This window comes from Algoriphagus pacificus, from assembly GCF_017254845.1.
In the GTDB taxonomy this organism is placed as follows: Bacteria; Bacteroidota; Bacteroidia; order Cytophagales; family Cyclobacteriaceae; genus Algoriphagus; species Algoriphagus pacificus.
Map to the genome: position 1 here is coordinate 1,285,366 of NZ_JAFKCU010000002.1, position 16,369 is coordinate 1,301,734.

Consider the following 16,369-nt stretch of genomic DNA (forward strand, 5'->3'; position numbering starts at 1 on the left):
CTTCACTTTTTTTACTTTAAATAGAAAACTGTCGCCTGGAGATTCTATATAGTAATTCCTATTTCAGCTTTTCTAATTCAATATAGGCCTTGATATTCCTTGAATCTGAAAAGACATTGGAACAATAGTTTTCATCTTGCTGGGATATCTTATATTTAATGATGCTGTAGGCTTGGAAGAAGATTTCAATTCCAAGAATAAAGAGTTTTATAATCCAATTAACTCATCTGAATGATCGATTTTCCTCCCCATATCCATGTATATGAAACCAAAAAACTAGCTTGGGAAGCTGCAGGTAGAGATGTTGAAAAATGTATTATTCAACTTCAGGAAAGGCAGGAGGAGATTCGGATGATTTTTGCGGCAGCACCTTCTCAAACCGGCATGCTGGAATACCTGGCCAATTCTATTTCCATTAGATGGGAGAAAGTAATTGCCTTTCATATGGATGAATACATTGGTTTAGAAGAAAATGCCGCTCAATTATTTTCCAAGTACCTTGAGGAGAAGCTATTTTCAAAAGTTCCCTTGAAAGCCATCCATTACATTCAGCCAAAAGGTGATTTATCCTCTGAAATAGACAGATATACTGCTTTGTTGGAATCAGAGCCAATTGATATTGTTTGTCTTGGGATAGGAGAAAACGGGCATATTGCTTTCAACGATCCTCCTGTGGCGGACTTTCAGGATCCACTAACAGTGAAAGTGGTCAGCTTGGATGAGGCTTGTAGGATTCAGCAGGTTAATGATGGTTGTTTTGAAAGCATAGATCAAGTTCCAATGGAGGCTTTGACATTGACAATTCCTGCGCTGATGTCAGGAAAGAACCTTTTTTGTGTGGTATTGGGAGAAAAGAAAAGCGAGGCAGTAAAAAATACTTTGACCGGCCCTATAGAAACAGCTTGTCCCGCTTCAATTTTGACCACCCATCCCCACTGTGAATTTTATTTTGATTTGGCAGCTATAAGTAAGTTGGCGGATTCTAATCTCTCAGATCGATAAAGAGATGGAAACTCTGGACTGGATTATTCTGACCCTTTATTTTGTGATGTTATTGTCCATTGGATTATGGGCCTATTTCAAAGTGAAGAATTCTGAGGATTTCTACACTGCGGGAGGAAAGCTTCCTTGGTGGCTTTCCGGAATTTCCCATCATGTCTCAGGTTACAGTGGTGCAGTATTCGTGGCTTATGCAGGGATCGCCTATACCCATGGATTTACGATTTATGTTTGGTGGGCATTTACTGTGGGGATTTCGGTCTTGGTTGCGGCTTTTTACATTGCGCCAAGATGGGCCAGATTGAGGATACTATCAGGTATTCAATCACCTACTGAATACTTATTGGTTCGATATAATTTACCTACTCAGCAACTTATCGCCTGGGTGGGAACGCTCATTAAAATCTTTGATACGGGCGGGAAGTTGGCTGCAATAGCGCTTTTGCTGAATGTGTTTAGCGGAGCTTCAATCACTTTTGGAGTTCTTTTGGTGGGATTTGTTTCCATGATTTATATCACCATTGGCGGCTTGATGGCGGATGTTTGGAATGATCTGGGCCAATTTGTGATTCAGGTTTTGGCTGGCTTGACCATGTTTGTGGTCATCTTGATCAAATTGGATGATGGTTTGGCTGGAGTTGTTACCCTTTGGGAACGATTACCGCAGGAAAATTCACAATTTTTCCATGATCCTTACACCTTGGGTTTTGCCATCGTGATGCTGGTTATCAATTTTTTCAGTTATAGCGGTGGAACCTGGAATTTAGCTACCCGATTTATTTCAAGCTCCTCTGGGGGAGTAGCGAAGAAAGCAGCAATCCTATCGTCAATGCTTTATCTTATCTGGCCATTGATTTTGTTTTACCCAATGTTTGCCGCTCCTATATTCTTTGAGAATCTAAGTGATCCGACCATTTCTTATGGGAAAATGGTTTTGGAATTTTTGCCTTCTGGATTGGTAGGATTGATTTTGGCTTCTCTTTTTGCCAATACGCTATCTATGACGGCCTCCGATTCCAACACAGTTTCTGCCGTGATAAGTAGAGATATCTTGCCGGTTTTATTCCCTAAGTTAAAGGAGATATCAAAGTCTAATGGATTGAAACTGGCCAGATTAACCACCCTGTGCTTTACCCTATTGACAATTATTACCGCTCTGAATTCTGCTTATTTTGGAGGAGTTATTGGATTGATAATATCTTGGTTTGCAGCACTTTTAGGTCCTATTGCTATACCAATGATTTTGGGTCTTTTACCTGCGTTTAAAGGGAGTAATGGGAGAATTGCAGTCTTATCAATTCTATGTGGTTTGCTCACTTTTATACTACTGAAGCTTTTCCCAGTTTCTTCTTTAGCTATTTCAATTGGTTCTCCAACCCTAGTTTCATTTTTGATTTTTACTGTTTCAGGATTGCTGAATAAAAAAGCTCCAAGTGATGAGGTTGAAATGTTATTAAGCAACTTGAGCAAATCCGGATAAAGCATGGCTATGAAAACAAGTTTGGAAGTTATTCACTATAAAACCCAAAAGCCAATTCAATTAATTTTGGAAGGAGAGAGAATCTCTAAAGTTATTGAATCAGATTCAAATGATAATAATATCTTTCTTTCTCCGGGTTTAGTAGACCTACAAGTAAATGGTTTTCAGGGTATTGATTTTAATGAAGATAAGTTTTCTGAAGAAGATGTCATAACTCTTACTACTCACTTGTGGCAAGTTGGAGTTACATCTTACATGCCCACATTAATCACTGGAAGTGATCAAAAAATCAGCAAAGCTATCAAAACGATTGTCAATGCCTGCTCAATAAATGCTTTAGTTGATCAGTCGATTTTAGGGATTCATCTGGAAGGGCCGTTTATTTCAAAGGAAGAAGGTCCTAGGGGAGCCCATCCTCTGGAATTTGTGCAGGAACCAAATTGGGATTTATTTAAAAGTTGGCAAGAATTAGCTGAAGGAAGAATCAAATTGATCACCTTATCGCCTGAATGGGATAAAGCGGTTGATTTTATTGAACGATGTGCGGAATCTGGTGTGAAAGTGGCTATTGGCCATACTGCAGCCAACAGTTTACAGATTGAAGCAGCTGTGAAAGCTGGTGCAAGTTTATCCACTCATTTAGGAAATGCAGCCCATTTGATGCTAGCTCGACATCCGAATTACATTTGGGATCAATTGGCAGCAGAAGAACTTTGGACCAGTCTTATTGGGGATGGATTTCATCTTCCAAATTCAGTTTTAAAAGTTTTCATGAAAGTAAAGCCCAACAAAACCTTTCTAATCAGTGATTCAACCAAATTTGCGGGTCTTACTCCAGGAAATTATTCAAGCCCCATAGGAGGAGAGATTCAACTTTCCTCATCAGGAAGACTTTCTATGAGACATAATCCAGCTTTGTTAGCTGGTTCAGCTTCCACCTTGCTTCATGGCATCAATTATCTAATTCAAAACGATCTTGCAAGACCAGATGAAGCAATTGATATGGCTTCAGTAAAACCTTTTGAGTATTTGTCAGGAGCTGCTCAAAGCACTTTTACAAAAGGAGAAAAGGCAGATTTTTTAGTTTTTGAAAAGAAAGGATCAAAGATCAAATTGCTGCAAACCATCAAATCTGGAGAAATTGTTTATTCAGTGTAACCTGTTGGTTTAAAGCTTTTATTCTTCCAAAGTATACCATTCAATGTTTTCCAAGGGTTTTCTCCTGCCTCGGAATTCTTCTGGGGCATAATTAGCAGCCAAGTAATCAAGGATAATGGGTTCGTTTGCTCCCAAATCCCAAAGTCCTTGGGTCTCTTGCATCCATTCAATTTTTGATTTCCAGGTTTCCCGGTTGAATCGGTTCTGAAGAATTAATGCACTTGAATGGCATGCTGTACAGTGTGCTTTCACAAGTTCCAATCCCTCATCCACTAGCAATCCGGTTTCTACATCTTTGCCATCTACAATTTCAGAGTTTTCTAAGTCAAGAGGACCATCTGGTATTTCTGTTGTAGAATCAGAATTAAAACTTGAAGTAATTTCTGGTTGGAATATCAGCAGAGTTACTAAGCCGAGAAGTATTACCAAAGCAGCTATTAATCCCAAAATAGATTTTCCTAAGCCTGAAATTAAGGTCAATGATTTTTTATTGCTTGAATTAGAGGATTTGCCTTCAGATGATTTTTTCATAGTTCTCAGCTTACTTTCACGGCGATTCGATGACAGGCATTATTTAAATAGCCCTTCGGATTCCAGCCTGGCATTACCATAGGTTGGGATACTCCTTGAACATCGGTAGCCTTAGCCCAGACTTCATAGTAACCTGGTTCGGGGAAATTTAAGTCGATGGACCATTGCTGCCAAGCAAGTCTGTTGGCCGGTTTTTTTAAAGCGCATTTTTTCCAAGTTGCTCCAAAATCTATGGAAACCTCCATTTCACTTACCTCATTTTCTCCTGCCCATGCATGACCTTGAACTTTCAGTACTTTGTTTTTGTCAAACATCGCCCCGGTTTTAGGATAGGTAATAATTGATTTGATAGGCATGGATTCGATGATTTTCATATCCTCATCAGGGACCTTTTCTCCTGGCGCTACTGGATATTTGGGAACTCGGTAGGCATCGCCCATCATTTTCTCCCCATCATGAACTTTGTTCCTCACCACCAGTTTATGCAACCATTTTCCTGAGGCAGACGCCGGCCAACCTCCACAAACCAATCGAAGCGGGTAGCCATGTTGGATAGGAATATCTTTTCCATTTAAAGCCCAAGCAACTAATGTTTCATCCTGCATGGCTTTTGAAATTGGCACACCTCGAGAGATAACCACCTTGTTTGGATCTCCATTCAGGTGCTTGTCCTTGCCATAATACCCGACATAAACTGCATCCGAATTAATCCCAACATCCGCTAATAGGTCTTTTAGGCGAACTCCAGTCCATTCAGAGCAATAGACGGCTCCCTCTTCCCATTGATTGCCAGAGGCTGGTGGATAAAAACCTGCACGTCCATTTCCTCCACATTCCAAAACCAGCTGATAGGAATATTGCTTGAAATTCTTCTTTAGGTCTTCAAGGGAATAAGTTTTTTCTTGCCTTGCCGATTCACCACCTATCGTAAGTGTCCAGGTCTTGCTATCGAGATCTTCAGGAATGATCCCATTGTTTCGGATAAAAATATTAGGAAAAGGAGTGACGGGATCATTGAGAAGGTGAGGGACAGCTTCCACATTCCAGGGTTTTTCATTTCGCACGATCATGTCCTTGCTTTTACCTTCCATGGGATCAAAATCAGCTACCAAAGCAAGGGGAATATAACCTTCCGGCATAGTTGCCGCATGAATGATATCTGTACCAAGAAATGCGGACAACATGGCTATGCTGCTTTTTTGAAGAAACTCTCTACGCTGCTTTTGGGGTTTATCACTTCCCTTGTATAGATTCTGATTGGATTTAGACATCTGGGTATTGTTTGGCCTATTTTCTGTTTTCAAAAGGTTATCCTTTCCTAAAGAAATTGAAAATAGTCAATAATATTTTTTTCTCTTAGAGTAATAGTAAGAATTACTAATTTCGATAATAGAGTATGTTTGGTATTTAGAATTTGTAAAATAGAATTAATATTGATCAAAAACTTGAGTCAAAAACTTGATGCAAAAAATGTAAAATGGTAATTGAAATTATTAATATCAAAGAACATTATTACAAAAAAACTATCCCATTTTTTCTGATGGTTTGTTGTTTGATTTCATACGGGTTTCCATTCAAATTTCCTCACAATACCTTCAATTGGATTCAGAAATATGGGCTGCCTGAATATTGTTATCCTGCATTTATCGTAATTTTTATCGTTTTTTTCATTTTAATGATTGTGAGCTTTTTTTTAAGCCCAGGTATCGGAATAAATAAAGATGATTTGATTGATGGGGTTATAAATTATAAAGGTTCCTCAATTGAGTTAAGAGAAATAGCAACGTACGAGATAGAAGGACTTTATTGGATAACTTATGAGAATAAAACTGTTTGGAAATTTAGTGGCAAGACTAAAGAGAAATCCTTTTCATTATTTTTATTAATGAATTTTTCACAAAAAATAGAAATTGAAAATTACTTAAGAATTTTAGTAGAGTAAGGTTAAAAGAGATTTCAGGATTTTTTTAATTCTATAATTTTCAATTCTTATTCCTTAAAAGTTGATTTTAGCCGAACAAAGAATCCCGGTTTGTGATGGTATTGAATGCGTCACTATTTTTTACCGCTAAGCCGAAGAGATCGCAGAGTTTCGCAAAGAAGATTGTTATTAGGAATAGCTCCAGAGGAGTGACAAATTTGTACCCATAGGTAAAGATTTAGCCTAAAAATAACCTCTCGCTCTAAATCATCTTTTGAAAACAAATAGAATTGCGGGAGGCTGGCAGTCAAGGTTAGTGGTTTGGAGAAATTCTCATTCTTGAAGACATGAATGGAATCATAGTTTTATAAGTAGAGTAATGGTGAATCGTATGATCGGTTGTTTACCCAAATATTTTTTGAATACTTTTAAAGCAAAACTTTGCCAGCATGAAGAAAATAGCCTTTTCGTTTTTATTCATTATACTAATCACTCAGCTTGGATTTGCTCAGCGAACGCTAATCCATGCCAGTCCCTCTAAACTCGGATTCGATGAAGTTTACATCAATCAAAAGGTGGATTCCATCATGCAAATTGGCATGGACAGTCTGGCTTTTCCAGGTGCGCAAGTGTTAGTTGCAAAGAACGATACGGTGATTTTTCACAAGGCCTACGGATACCATACTTATGACAAGAACCAGCCTGTCGCATTGAATGACCTTTACGATTTGGCTTCAGTGACCAAGATTTCAGGGCCTTTACCTGCACTTATGAAGTTGGTGGAGGATGGGAAACTTGATCTAGACGAGCCTTTCAGTACTTATTGGAAACCTTGGAGAAACAGAAAAGACAAAAAAGACCTCACACTTCGGGAGATTCTGGCGCATCAAGCGGGTTTGGTTCCATACATTGTGTTTTTGAATGAGGTAGTTCGAAAAAACGGGAAGGTCAAAAAACGTTTTGTTCATGATTCATTTGATAAGAGATTTCAGGGACAAGCCTACGATGGGATCTATATCAACGAGCGTTTTAAACGGAAAATGAACCGAATTATTAATCGCTCCGACGTTTCAGATGAAAAGAAATATCTCTATTCGGGACTTACTTTTTTGATTTTCCCAACTCTAATTGAGCAACTCACAAGAAGTGACTATCAGACTTATTTGGAAGAGAATTTCTATCAACCAATTGGCGCAAAGACCTTGGGATATCTGCCTAAGGTGAAAAATTTCGAAAACGAGATTGTTCCCACAGAAGTAGATTCTCTATTTAGAAAAACCTTGGTAAAAGGTTGGGTTCACGATGAAAATGCCGCGCTTAAAGGTGGGGTTTCTGGAAATGCAGGTTTGTTCGCCACGGCTGATGATCTGGCGAAACTGATGTTACTTTATCAGAATTATGGAAACGTAAACGGGCAACAGTTGATTTCTGCTGAAACTGTCAAAGAGTTTACCGAAGTGCAGTTTCCGGAAAATGATAATCGACGGGGTTTGGGTTTTGACAAACCTCTTTTAAACAATTCAGAACTTCCTCTGCCTGATGCTTATCCTTCTCCTTTAGCGAGTCCTGAGAGTTTTGGACATTCTGGTTTTACAGGAACTTTCGTTTGGGCGGATCCAGAAAAAAAGATCACTTACATCTTCCTTTCCAACCGAGTTTATCCGTCCCGAGATCATCAAAAATTATACAGTTTACATATTAGGGAGGCTCTGCAGGATGTTTTCTATAGAGCAGAACAAAGGTGATTTTGAACTTGAATATGTTTTTATTCAACCGCAAAGGACGCAAAGGCAACTAAGAATTTTAATGATCCAGAATCAACTCCCCCTTCACAAGGGGGCTAGGGGGATTAAAATTCCTTTATTTTAACCACCTCCAGAGGAGCAATTGCTTATTCTTAGCTCAAAAAAAATGGCTATCTCTACGATAGCCATTTTTATTATTATTTATGAAAACCAATTACTCCATAGGAGGGAGTAATACCTGATCAATTGCATGGATTACTCCATTGACACCATGGATATTCAATGCCGATGGAATCAAAGAGCTTTCATTGATTTGAAGGTTAGCTAAATCTACTGTAAGTGATTCACCTTCTAGAAGTGTTGGCAAGCTGGCATCTTGTCTCAAATCTTGAGAGAAAGCCCTTGCAGGAACAACATGGTAAAGCAATACATCAGTCAATTGATCCAAAGGAATATCATCTACTCCATTAACTCCTAAAGTTTGATACAAATCCTCAAACGCAGCATCTGTAGGAGCGAAGACCGTCAAATTATCCATTGCATCTCCACTTACATTTTCTACCAATCCTGCTCTAGTCAATGCAGCAACTAGTTGGGTAAACTCGGGTTCAGCCGCAGTGCTACTCGCTACAGCAATTTCTGCAATAGATTCACTAGGTGGAATAATCACTTGGTCCAAAGCATGTATTATCCCATTTGTTGCACCGATATCTGTTGAAATGATTTTAGCATTTCCGTTGATCCAAAGATCTCCGGATGGGTCTTCACTGACATAAAATTGACTTTCATTCAGAGCTGTGTAAGAACCAGCTTCTACATCAAATGAATTTACCTCTCCAGATAGAACATGATAAGTCAAAATGTTTTCTAAATCAGGACTTGCCAATAAATCCCCTGCAGTCAAATCATTTGCAGTTAGAAAATCTTCGAATCCTGCATCCACGGGGGCAAAAACTGTAAATGGACCACTTAAGGATAAGTCATCCTCCAATTCGGCAGCTTGAATTGCCGAGGTTAAAATTTCGAAATTGGGACTTGCAGCGGCTATTTCTACCAAATTTTCCGGTGTCATTGGATTTGGTTCGTTATCGTCGCAAGCAGTAAATGTTAGGGTTGTGCCGAGAGCGATCGCTGTGGCATACATCGCTCGAGACAAAATTTTAATTTTCATCATGATTTTGTTGTTAGTTAATTGAGTTGGTTAAAAAGATATAACACGCTAACAATAGAATTGTTAGGTAATCAACTAAGATTCTTCTTATACCACAATGGATTCTAAAAATAATGAAAGCTTTTAGGGTGAATAAGGATAAAAGCAGGGTTGGAGCTCTTGATTGATAGTGGTATACTAGATTTTTAAAGTTTACGTTAAATCATAATTTTTTTTATTCGATAGATATTGTCTTAATTTAAAAAGACAATAAACCCCTCATTCTGATGAATAACCATTTGCCGACTTCCGATCGTGAAGTGGAAAGGAGTGTGAATATCCAATCCCAAAAACTGACTCCTACTGCCGAGAAGGATCTTTGGGATGTTTTTAGAACTGGAAACAATTCAGCATTTATTACCATCTATGAGAGGTATTTTGATGTGCTGTACAGCTATGGATACAGAATTATTAAGAATGAAGATCTGGTAAAGGATGCAATTCAAGATGTTTTTTTAGACGTTAAAAAGAACTGCTTATCCTTGGGTGAAACTACTTCCATCAAATTTTATTTATTCAAATGCCTGAAAAGGAAGATTTTTAAAGAATTGAAAAACTGGAATAATCTAAAGGAGGAGTTAAATCAAAAGGATTGCTTTGAAATTACTTTTTCACATGAACAAACCCTGATTGACAGGCAGATCGATACCGAAAAGTCCCAGTTAATCAATGAAGCACTTAAAAAGCTTTCTCCCCGAAAAAGAGAGGCAATCTATTACATTTATTTTGAGGGGATGTCCTACCAAGAGGTATCCGATCTGATGGGACTTTCTGATTCAAAATCAGCCAGGGATCTGGTTTACAAAGGCTTGAGAAGTCTCCGTGATACATTAGGCTTTTTGCCTTTGTTTTTTACTGTATATCTTCCATAAACCAATTTTTTAATTGGTTAATTAATCTCTCGTCAGTAGATAATTTGAATTTTTTATAAAAAAAAGGATTTTTTTAGACGTTGTTTTGGCGGTTTTCTCCTTTACCTAGTGTAATAGCTTTTAACACTAGCGTGAATGAGTCAAATAAATGACCTTTTGGAAGACCTGGAATTCATTAGATGGGTAAAAAACCCGGATGATGAATTGACTACTTTTTGGAATAATTGGATGCAAGCCAATCCGGATAGGGTTGAAGACTTGAAATTTGCACGAGAAATTATAAAGGGGATGGAGTTTCCTTCTATTTCCCCTTCAGAACAACTTAAGTCTGAAGTTTTGACGGCTATTTTAAAAGAAACACCTGATGTTTCGGCTAAGCTTAAGACACAGGATATCAATCAAAAATCTTCTTCTGGAACTCGAATAGCTTGGAAACTTCTCCGCATTGCAGCCATGATTTCTGGTATGGTTCTACTTTCTTATGTTATTCTCAATTGGAATAATAATAAGCCTGAACCAAAGGTGGAAAATACTGTAAGATGGATAACTAAGACAACCAATGTTGGCGAAAAGTTGAATTTCAGGCTTCCAGATCAAACCACTGTTTGGCTTAATTCAAATAGTAGCCTCAGTTTCCCTGAATCATTTGATTCTACCGTCAGATTAGTATCACTCAAAGGTGAAGGATTTTTTGAAGTTTCTGAAGATGCTGAGCATCCCTTTAAGGTTTTGTCCGACAGTCTGGTAACAACAGCTTTAGGCACCTCATTTAATATCTCCATTCGTTCTCCTGATGAAATTACCGTCTCTCTGGTAACTGGTAAAGTCATGATTAATTATGAAAATGATACGGCCAGTTACTTTTTATCACCAGGCAAAGAATTGATTTACAAAACATTAAATGGAACAGCTGCAATAGGTTCATTCAATGAGGAATTTGTGACCGGTTGGCGTTTCGGTAAACTTAGTTTTAGAAGGGCATCACTGACTGAGGTTGTCAAGACTTTAGAGGAATGGTACGGAGTAGAGATTAAAATTACGGGTTCAGCAGTCCAAAGCTGGAGTTTTACAGGAAAGTTTGAAAATCAGACACTTGAGGATGTGCTGTTGAGTATGTCTAACATTGAAAATTTTAATTACACTATAAAAAATAAGCAAGTAAACATCCAATTTAACCCATAACCTATGAAATCAGAATTTATAAATGACTCATAAAAAAAGCCAACTGAATTTATTCAGTTGGCTCTAATTACCGGTCCAAAGGATATGAATCTATTGGGGAATAGGAAATCCATGGACCTCGTCTAATGAAATTTTCAATAAACTTCTCAAAAATATGCATTTAAACTTACAAAAGACAATCTATATGTTGTCCAAGTACTTCTTGTATGGCTTTATAGTTCAGATGTTGGTTTTTAACCTGGTGCTTGCAACCACGGCAAAAGGCCAATATAAGTCGATAGATCAGGTTAAAGTAAGGATCAATCAAGAGTCCATTACTCTTGAGGATTTTTTTAAATCCATTGAAAAGCAAACGCCATTCAATTTTTTGTACGATCACAATCAAATCAACTCCGAAATTGTATTTAAGCTCAATGATCAAATCGGAACGGTGGAAAGCTTTTTACGACAGATTTCTTATCAGTCTAATTTACGCTTTAGACAGGTAAATAATGGAATTGATGTAAAAGAGAATTCGGATCTTCCATATGTTTCCATTTCTGAGGAAATCAAAAGATTAGAAATTAAAGGAGTTGTGCTGGATGAATCTGGTGCCCCTCTTCCTGGTGTAACAATTATAGTACAAGGAACCACTCAAGGAACAGTTTCTGATGTGGATGGGAAATTCTCATTTGATGTTCAGGAAGGAGACATTCTCGTTTTTTCATTTATTGGTTTTGAAGAACAAACCGTAGAAGTTCGAAATCAAACTGAGTTTGAAATTAGAATGAAAGAGAATTTATCTTCTCTCGAGGAAGTAGTAGTGATTGGGTATGGCACCCAAAAGAAAAGCGATCTTACCGGTGCTGTATCAACTATTCAAAGTGAGGCACTTGAGCAACGAAATTCTATACAATTGTCTCAAGCCTTGCAAGGTATGGTACCTGGCTTGATGGTAACAAGATCGAATAGTGCCCCTGGGTCCACAGCCACGATTAGAGTAAGAGGTATAACTACAATAGGTGACAGTGATCCATTAATCATTGTAGATGGTGTGCCGATCAGAAGTATCAATGATGTTAACCCAAATGATATAGAGAATATATCCGTGCTAAAAGATGCCGCTTCAGCTTCAATTTATGGTGCAAGAGCAGCAAGTGGAGTAATTGTAATCACGACTAAAAGGGCTAAAGAAGGTCAGTTGCAATTAAACTATTCATTGGAGACCGGCTTTGAAATGCCAACAACGAGTCCAGATTATGTTAGTGCACAACGATATATGGAGTTTTCTAATGAGTTTACTTGGAATGATCTTAAAAACACAGGATCCGAGTATCCAGTATATTCAAAGGATTTAATAGAAAACTATGAGGAACTAAATCGTTCAAATCCTAATCTCTATCCAATTACAGATTGGAGGTCTTTAATGTTTAAAGATAAAGCCCCTAGGCAAAGCCATTTAATAAGCCTTACCGCAGGTGGACCCACTGTCAGAAATAAAACCACTTTAGGTTATGATCAAGTTGATGGCCTTTATCAAGGACTGGATTATAGTCGATTCACAGGTAGGACAAGTACTGATTTTGTAATAAATAAGTACTTAGATGCAACTCTGGATATGTATGTCAGATACAGTATTTCTGATAGACCTAATGTTGACGAAGGTACTATTAATCGTTTCAGTAGGGTTTCTGCACCAATTTATGCAGCTATGTGGGATGATGGGAGAATTGCAGAAGGAAAAGTTGGGGATAATATTTATGCGAGATTGGTAGCAGGTGGAGAGGACAAAACAAAAGCCACTTTTTTAACAGCAAAGGCTGCTATCAATTTTAAACCTACGAAAGACCTGAAATTTACTGCTGTTCTTTCTCCCCAATTATACTCAACAAAAGTAAAAGCCTTTACGAAACAAATTCCTTACTATACTGCTGATGACCCGACAGTCTTAGGAGGTTATATCAGTGGGAATAACCTGACCAATCTTTCCGAAAGTAGGAATGAAAGTGTTCAGATTAATACCCAATTTCTTGCTAATTATTCCAAGTCATTTGATAAACATGATTTTGGATTATTACTGGGATTCGAAAGCTTCTTTTTAAATCAAGAAGGTTTAACCGTAATAAGTGAAAACCTCAGCCTCAATAAATATCCCTATATGGATTTGGCAAATGCCAATATTCTTAGGACTGGAGGGAATGCTTCTGAAAACGCTTATAACTCTTATTTTGGCAGGCTAACCTATGGTTTTAACAACAAATATTTAATACAGGCAAACTTCAGAGCAGATGGCTCATCAAGGTTTGATGAAAAATATAGATGGGGGTCGTTTCCTTCGGTTTCTGTAGGATGGGTGATTACTGAGGAAGAGTTTCTGAAAAACAGTGGGATCTTTTCATTTCTAAAATTACGAGGTTCCTGGGGAAGGTTAGGGAATGAGCGTATCGGGAATTACCCTTACCAGGCTACAATTAGCTTTAACGATGCCTTGTTTAACCAAGGAACAAATATAGTGGCACTTCAGACCGCTGCTCAGACACAATACGCAATAAGAGACATTTCTTGGGAATCTACTGCCTCATATGATATCGGTATAGATATGGCGTTTTTTCAGGATCGGTTAAGTTTTGAGTTTGATTACTACGAAAAAACAACCTCTGATATGTTGCTTCCTTTGGAGATTCCAGATTTTATCGGGTTTGACAATCCAGATCAAAACACTGGTAAAATGTCTACAAAAGGATGGGAAACGCTACTAAGTTATAGAAATAAAGTGGGCCAATTCAACTACTCTATTTCTGCAAACTTGTCTGATTTTAATTCAGTGATGGGTGATCTTGGAGGAATCCAGTTTTTAGGATCTCAGATTAAAAAAGAGGGAAGCGAATTTAATGAATGGTATGGCTACGTTTCTGATGGACTGTTTCAAACTCAAAGTGAGCTTGATGAATCAGCGGTACTAAATTCAAATGTAAAGGTCGGTGACATAAAATATGTAGACATAAGCGGTCCAAATGGTGAACCTGACGGAGTTATTTCACCTGAATATGACAGAGTGTTACTTGGAGGTTCTTTACCTAGATTCATGTATGGAGCCAATTTAAATGTTTCTTATAAGAGCTTTGATTTGGGTATAGTAATCCAAGGCGTAGGAAAACAGAATTCATTGATTACAGAGGATATGGTTCAACCATTTGTAGCAGGATGGGGTAATGTACCTGCTCTATTGGAAGGGAATTATTGGAGTCATTATAATACTGACGAGCAAAACTTAAATGCAAAATACCCATTGGTGTCAAATGCAGGTAGAACAATTAATACCCAGATGTCTGATTACTGGCTTTTTAATGGAAAGTATATGAGGCTTAAGGCATTAACTCTAGGTTATACTTTACCAAGTGTCTTTACTCAAAAAATTAAGATCAGTAATGCGAGACTTTACTCCAGTTTGAACGATCTATTTACAATCAGTAACTATCCAAAGGGTTGGGATCCAGAAGTTTCTTCTACCGGATATCCAATAACTACCTCTGTACTTTTTGGTCTATCTGTTCAATTTTAATCAAGAATAAAATGAAAAATTCACTTATAATATTATTGATAATTTCTCTTTGGAGTTGTTCAGATCTTGATTTAAATCCATTATCAGAGGGTTCTTCTGAGAATTGGTATTCGAATGACACAGAGATTACGATGGCTTTGAATGACTTGTATAGGGATGATTTTTGGATTCTGCTCGAGCAATATGAAAATCCGGATTTCTTTTCAGATGATATGTTTAGCAGGTTTAATTTAACTCCTATCACATCGGGTCAAATAAATGGTGAAACTGGATTTGTAGGTTTAATTTGGAGAAATACTTACAAAGCAATTGCCAGAGCAAATACAGTAATCACTAGCTTGGAAGAAGGAAGAGCAGATGTTGTTGAGGAAAGGTTAGTAAAGTATCTCGCAGAAGCAAGGTTTTTGAGAGCCTGTATGTATTCTAGATTAATTCAATATTATGGAGATGTGCCTTATTACGAAGGAGTTCTTGATATTGATGAAGCTTTTACACTTTCCAGAACACCTAAGTCTGAAATTCTTTCTAGTATCTATGCAGATTTTGATTTTGCAAGTGAAAATTTGCCAGCCTCATATGGCGCATCAGAAACCCAAAGAGCTTCAAAAGGTGCTGCATATGCAATGAAAGCAAGGATAGCCTTGTTTTTTGAAGATTGGGAAGTTTCAGCAGCAGCAGCAAAGGCATGCATGGATCTTGGTATTTATGAACTATATCCAAATTACGGTGAGCTATTTCTTACTAGGACTAAGCATACAAAAGAGGAGGTTTTTGCAATACCGAGATCGGAGGATTTAGGTGTTTTTATTCCATATGGACATAGATATGTGGTTAGAAATGCAGGAGGTACTTCTGAGTTTACTCCATCCTATGATTTATTCTTTTCATACCTATGCACTGATGGTCTTCCTATCGATGAGTCACCTTTGTTTGACCCAAGGGATCCCTTTAAAAATAGAGATCCTAGATGCAACATGTCCATCGTGCCTCATGGCACAGCTCATTTAGGTTTTATATACCAGCCACATCCTGATTCATTGAAAACGCTGAACGTGAATACTGGTTTGTACCAGATTAACAATGATAACCGGGTAAATACGCAGTTTGCTTCCTATGTGGGGCTCGTCACGAAAAAAGGGATAGATGAGGATTTATTGGATAGAAGATTTGATCCGACTTTTATGATAGTAAGATATGCAGATGTATTACTCATGTATGCTGAATCTAAAATAGAATTAAATCAAATCGATAACTCTGTTTTAGATGCTATGAATTCAGTGAGGGCTAGAGCCTATAATGTGGATGGATCTGAAACAGGAAGCTATCCAGCTTTTCAATTTATAAGTCAAGCCCAGTTGAGAAAAGAGCTTCGAATGGAGAGGAGGATGGAATTGGCTTTTGAAGGCTTGAGATATACAGACTTAGTTCGATGGAGGCTAGCTGAAAAGGTCTTGACTAAGAGAAATTATGGGATGTTAGATCCGGATGAATTGAAAGAAAAGATAGTAGATGCAGGTTTATGGTTTTTCCCAGGTGTACCTGAAATTGATGAAGACGGAGCTCCGGATCTAGATCCATTTTTTAATGATGGGCTGATAAAAGTTTTGGCCAATAGAAGCTTCGATAAGTCAAAGAACTATTTATGGCCTATTCCTTCAAGTGAGATTTTAATTAATGAGAATTTAGTTCAAAATCCCAATTACTAAATCCATACTGTAATTGTACCCATG

12 protein-coding genes are annotated in these 16,369 nt (G+C 37.7%); 9 read left to right on the forward strand and 3 right to left on the reverse strand.

The annotated features are described in order from the left end of the window. The first annotated feature begins 231 nt into the window (after nt 1-231). From J0A69_RS12290 to J0A69_RS12300, 3 genes are read left to right on the forward strand one after another with little or no spacing between them, the layout of a single operon-like run. A complete protein-coding gene (locus tag J0A69_RS12290) occupies nt 232-1,002 on the forward strand; it encodes a 6-phosphogluconolactonase (protein ID WP_206586850.1) in 771 nt (256 codons plus the stop codon). 4 nt (nt 1,003-1,006) lie between these two features. Next, the gene (locus tag J0A69_RS12295; protein WP_206586851.1) at nt 1,007-2,479 is read left to right on the forward strand and encodes a sodium:solute symporter family protein; all 1,473 of its coding nucleotides are present in this window, start codon (nt 1,007-1,009) and stop codon (nt 2,477-2,479) included. Nucleotides 2,480-2,482: 3 nt separating this feature from the next. Beyond that, the gene (locus tag J0A69_RS12300) at nt 2,483-3,637 is read left to right on the forward strand and encodes an N-acetylglucosamine-6-phosphate deacetylase (protein ID WP_236032821.1); all 1,155 of its coding nucleotides are present in this window, start codon (nt 2,483-2,485) and stop codon (nt 3,635-3,637) included. An 18-nt stretch (nt 3,638-3,655) separates the two neighbouring features. Here the strand turns inward: J0A69_RS12300 and J0A69_RS12305 are convergent, their stop codons facing one another. Both J0A69_RS12305 and J0A69_RS12310 read right to left on the reverse strand, forming a co-directional pair. Then, nucleotides 3,656-4,168 carry a hypothetical protein gene (locus tag J0A69_RS12305; RefSeq protein WP_206586852.1) on the reverse strand — a complete coding sequence of 171 codons (513 nt, stop codon included), beginning with the start codon at nt 4,166-4,168 and terminating at the stop codon, nt 3,656-3,658. Nucleotides 4,169-4,173: 5 nt separating this feature from the next. Continuing rightward, nucleotides 4,174-5,439, reverse strand: coding sequence for a sulfite oxidase (locus tag J0A69_RS12310; protein WP_206586853.1), 1,266 nt, complete (start codon nt 5,437-5,439; stop codon nt 4,174-4,176). A 206-nt stretch (nt 5,440-5,645) separates the two neighbouring features. On the opposite strand from J0A69_RS12310, the gene J0A69_RS12315 reads away from it, so the two are divergent. Next, a complete protein-coding gene (locus J0A69_RS12315; protein ID WP_206586854.1) occupies nt 5,646-6,110 on the forward strand; it encodes a hypothetical protein in 465 nt (154 codons plus the stop codon). A gap of 428 nt (nt 6,111-6,538) precedes the next feature. Further along, on the forward strand, nt 6,539-7,834 hold the full coding sequence (locus tag J0A69_RS12320; protein WP_206586855.1) for a serine hydrolase domain-containing protein: 1,296 nt from the start codon (nt 6,539-6,541) through the stop codon (nt 7,832-7,834). A gap of 214 nt (nt 7,835-8,048) precedes the next feature. Here the strand turns inward: J0A69_RS12320 and J0A69_RS12325 are convergent, their stop codons facing one another. Continuing rightward, nucleotides 8,049-9,008 (reverse strand): fasciclin domain-containing protein, encoded by a 960-nt coding sequence (locus J0A69_RS12325; RefSeq protein ID WP_317194869.1) that lies wholly within the window; start codon nt 9,006-9,008, stop codon nt 8,049-8,051. A 263-nt stretch (nt 9,009-9,271) separates the two neighbouring features. Here J0A69_RS12325 and J0A69_RS12330 point away from each other — a divergent pair, with 263 nt between their 5' ends. From J0A69_RS12330 to J0A69_RS12345, 4 genes are all read left to right on the forward strand, one after another. Continuing rightward, nucleotides 9,272-9,916, forward strand: a complete 645-nt coding sequence (locus J0A69_RS12330; RefSeq protein WP_206586856.1) for an RNA polymerase sigma factor — start codon at nt 9,272-9,274, stop codon at nt 9,914-9,916. A 135-nt stretch (nt 9,917-10,051) separates the two neighbouring features. Next, nucleotides 10,052-11,098 (forward strand): FecR family protein, encoded by a 1,047-nt coding sequence (locus tag J0A69_RS12335; RefSeq protein ID WP_206586857.1) that lies wholly within the window; start codon nt 10,052-10,054, stop codon nt 11,096-11,098. A 154-nt stretch (nt 11,099-11,252) separates the two neighbouring features. Then, nucleotides 11,253-14,639, forward strand: a complete 3,387-nt coding sequence (locus J0A69_RS12340; RefSeq protein ID WP_236032823.1) for a SusC/RagA family TonB-linked outer membrane protein — start codon at nt 11,253-11,255, stop codon at nt 14,637-14,639. A gap of 11 nt (nt 14,640-14,650) precedes the next feature. Continuing rightward, entirely contained in the window at nt 14,651-16,345 is a 1,695-nt protein-coding gene (locus J0A69_RS12345) for a RagB/SusD family nutrient uptake outer membrane protein (RefSeq protein WP_206586858.1), read from the forward strand. Nucleotides 16,346-16,369 lie beyond the last annotated feature (24 nt).

Coding starts and splice junctions, on each gene's coding strand:
- J0A69_RS12290 (WP_206586850.1), top strand. CDS start 232: ATGATCGATTTTCCTCCCCATATCCATGTATATGAAACCAAAAAACTA.
- J0A69_RS12295 (WP_206586851.1), top strand. CDS start 1,007: ATGGAAACTCTGGACTGGATTATTCTGACCCTTTATTTTGTGATGTTA.
- J0A69_RS12300 (WP_236032821.1), top strand. CDS start 2,483: ATGGCTATGAAAACAAGTTTGGAAGTTATTCACTATAAAACCCAAAAG.
- J0A69_RS12305 (WP_206586852.1), bottom strand. CDS start 4,168: ATGAAAAAATCATCTGAAGGCAAATCCTCTAATTCAAGCAATAAAAAA.
- J0A69_RS12310 (WP_206586853.1), bottom strand. CDS start 5,439: ATGTCTAAATCCAATCAGAATCTATACAAGGGAAGTGATAAACCCCAA.
- J0A69_RS12315 (WP_206586854.1), top strand. CDS start 5,646: ATGGTAATTGAAATTATTAATATCAAAGAACATTATTACAAAAAAACT.
- J0A69_RS12320 (WP_206586855.1), top strand. CDS start 6,539: ATGAAGAAAATAGCCTTTTCGTTTTTATTCATTATACTAATCACTCAG.
- J0A69_RS12325 (WP_317194869.1), bottom strand. CDS start 9,008: ATGATGAAAATTAAAATTTTGTCTCGAGCGATGTATGCCACAGCGATC.
- J0A69_RS12330 (WP_206586856.1), top strand. CDS start 9,272: ATGAATAACCATTTGCCGACTTCCGATCGTGAAGTGGAAAGGAGTGTG.
- J0A69_RS12335 (WP_206586857.1), top strand. CDS start 10,052: ATGAGTCAAATAAATGACCTTTTGGAAGACCTGGAATTCATTAGATGG.
- J0A69_RS12340 (WP_236032823.1), top strand. CDS start 11,253: ATGCATTTAAACTTACAAAAGACAATCTATATGTTGTCCAAGTACTTC.
- J0A69_RS12345 (WP_206586858.1), top strand. CDS start 14,651: ATGAAAAATTCACTTATAATATTATTGATAATTTCTCTTTGGAGTTGT.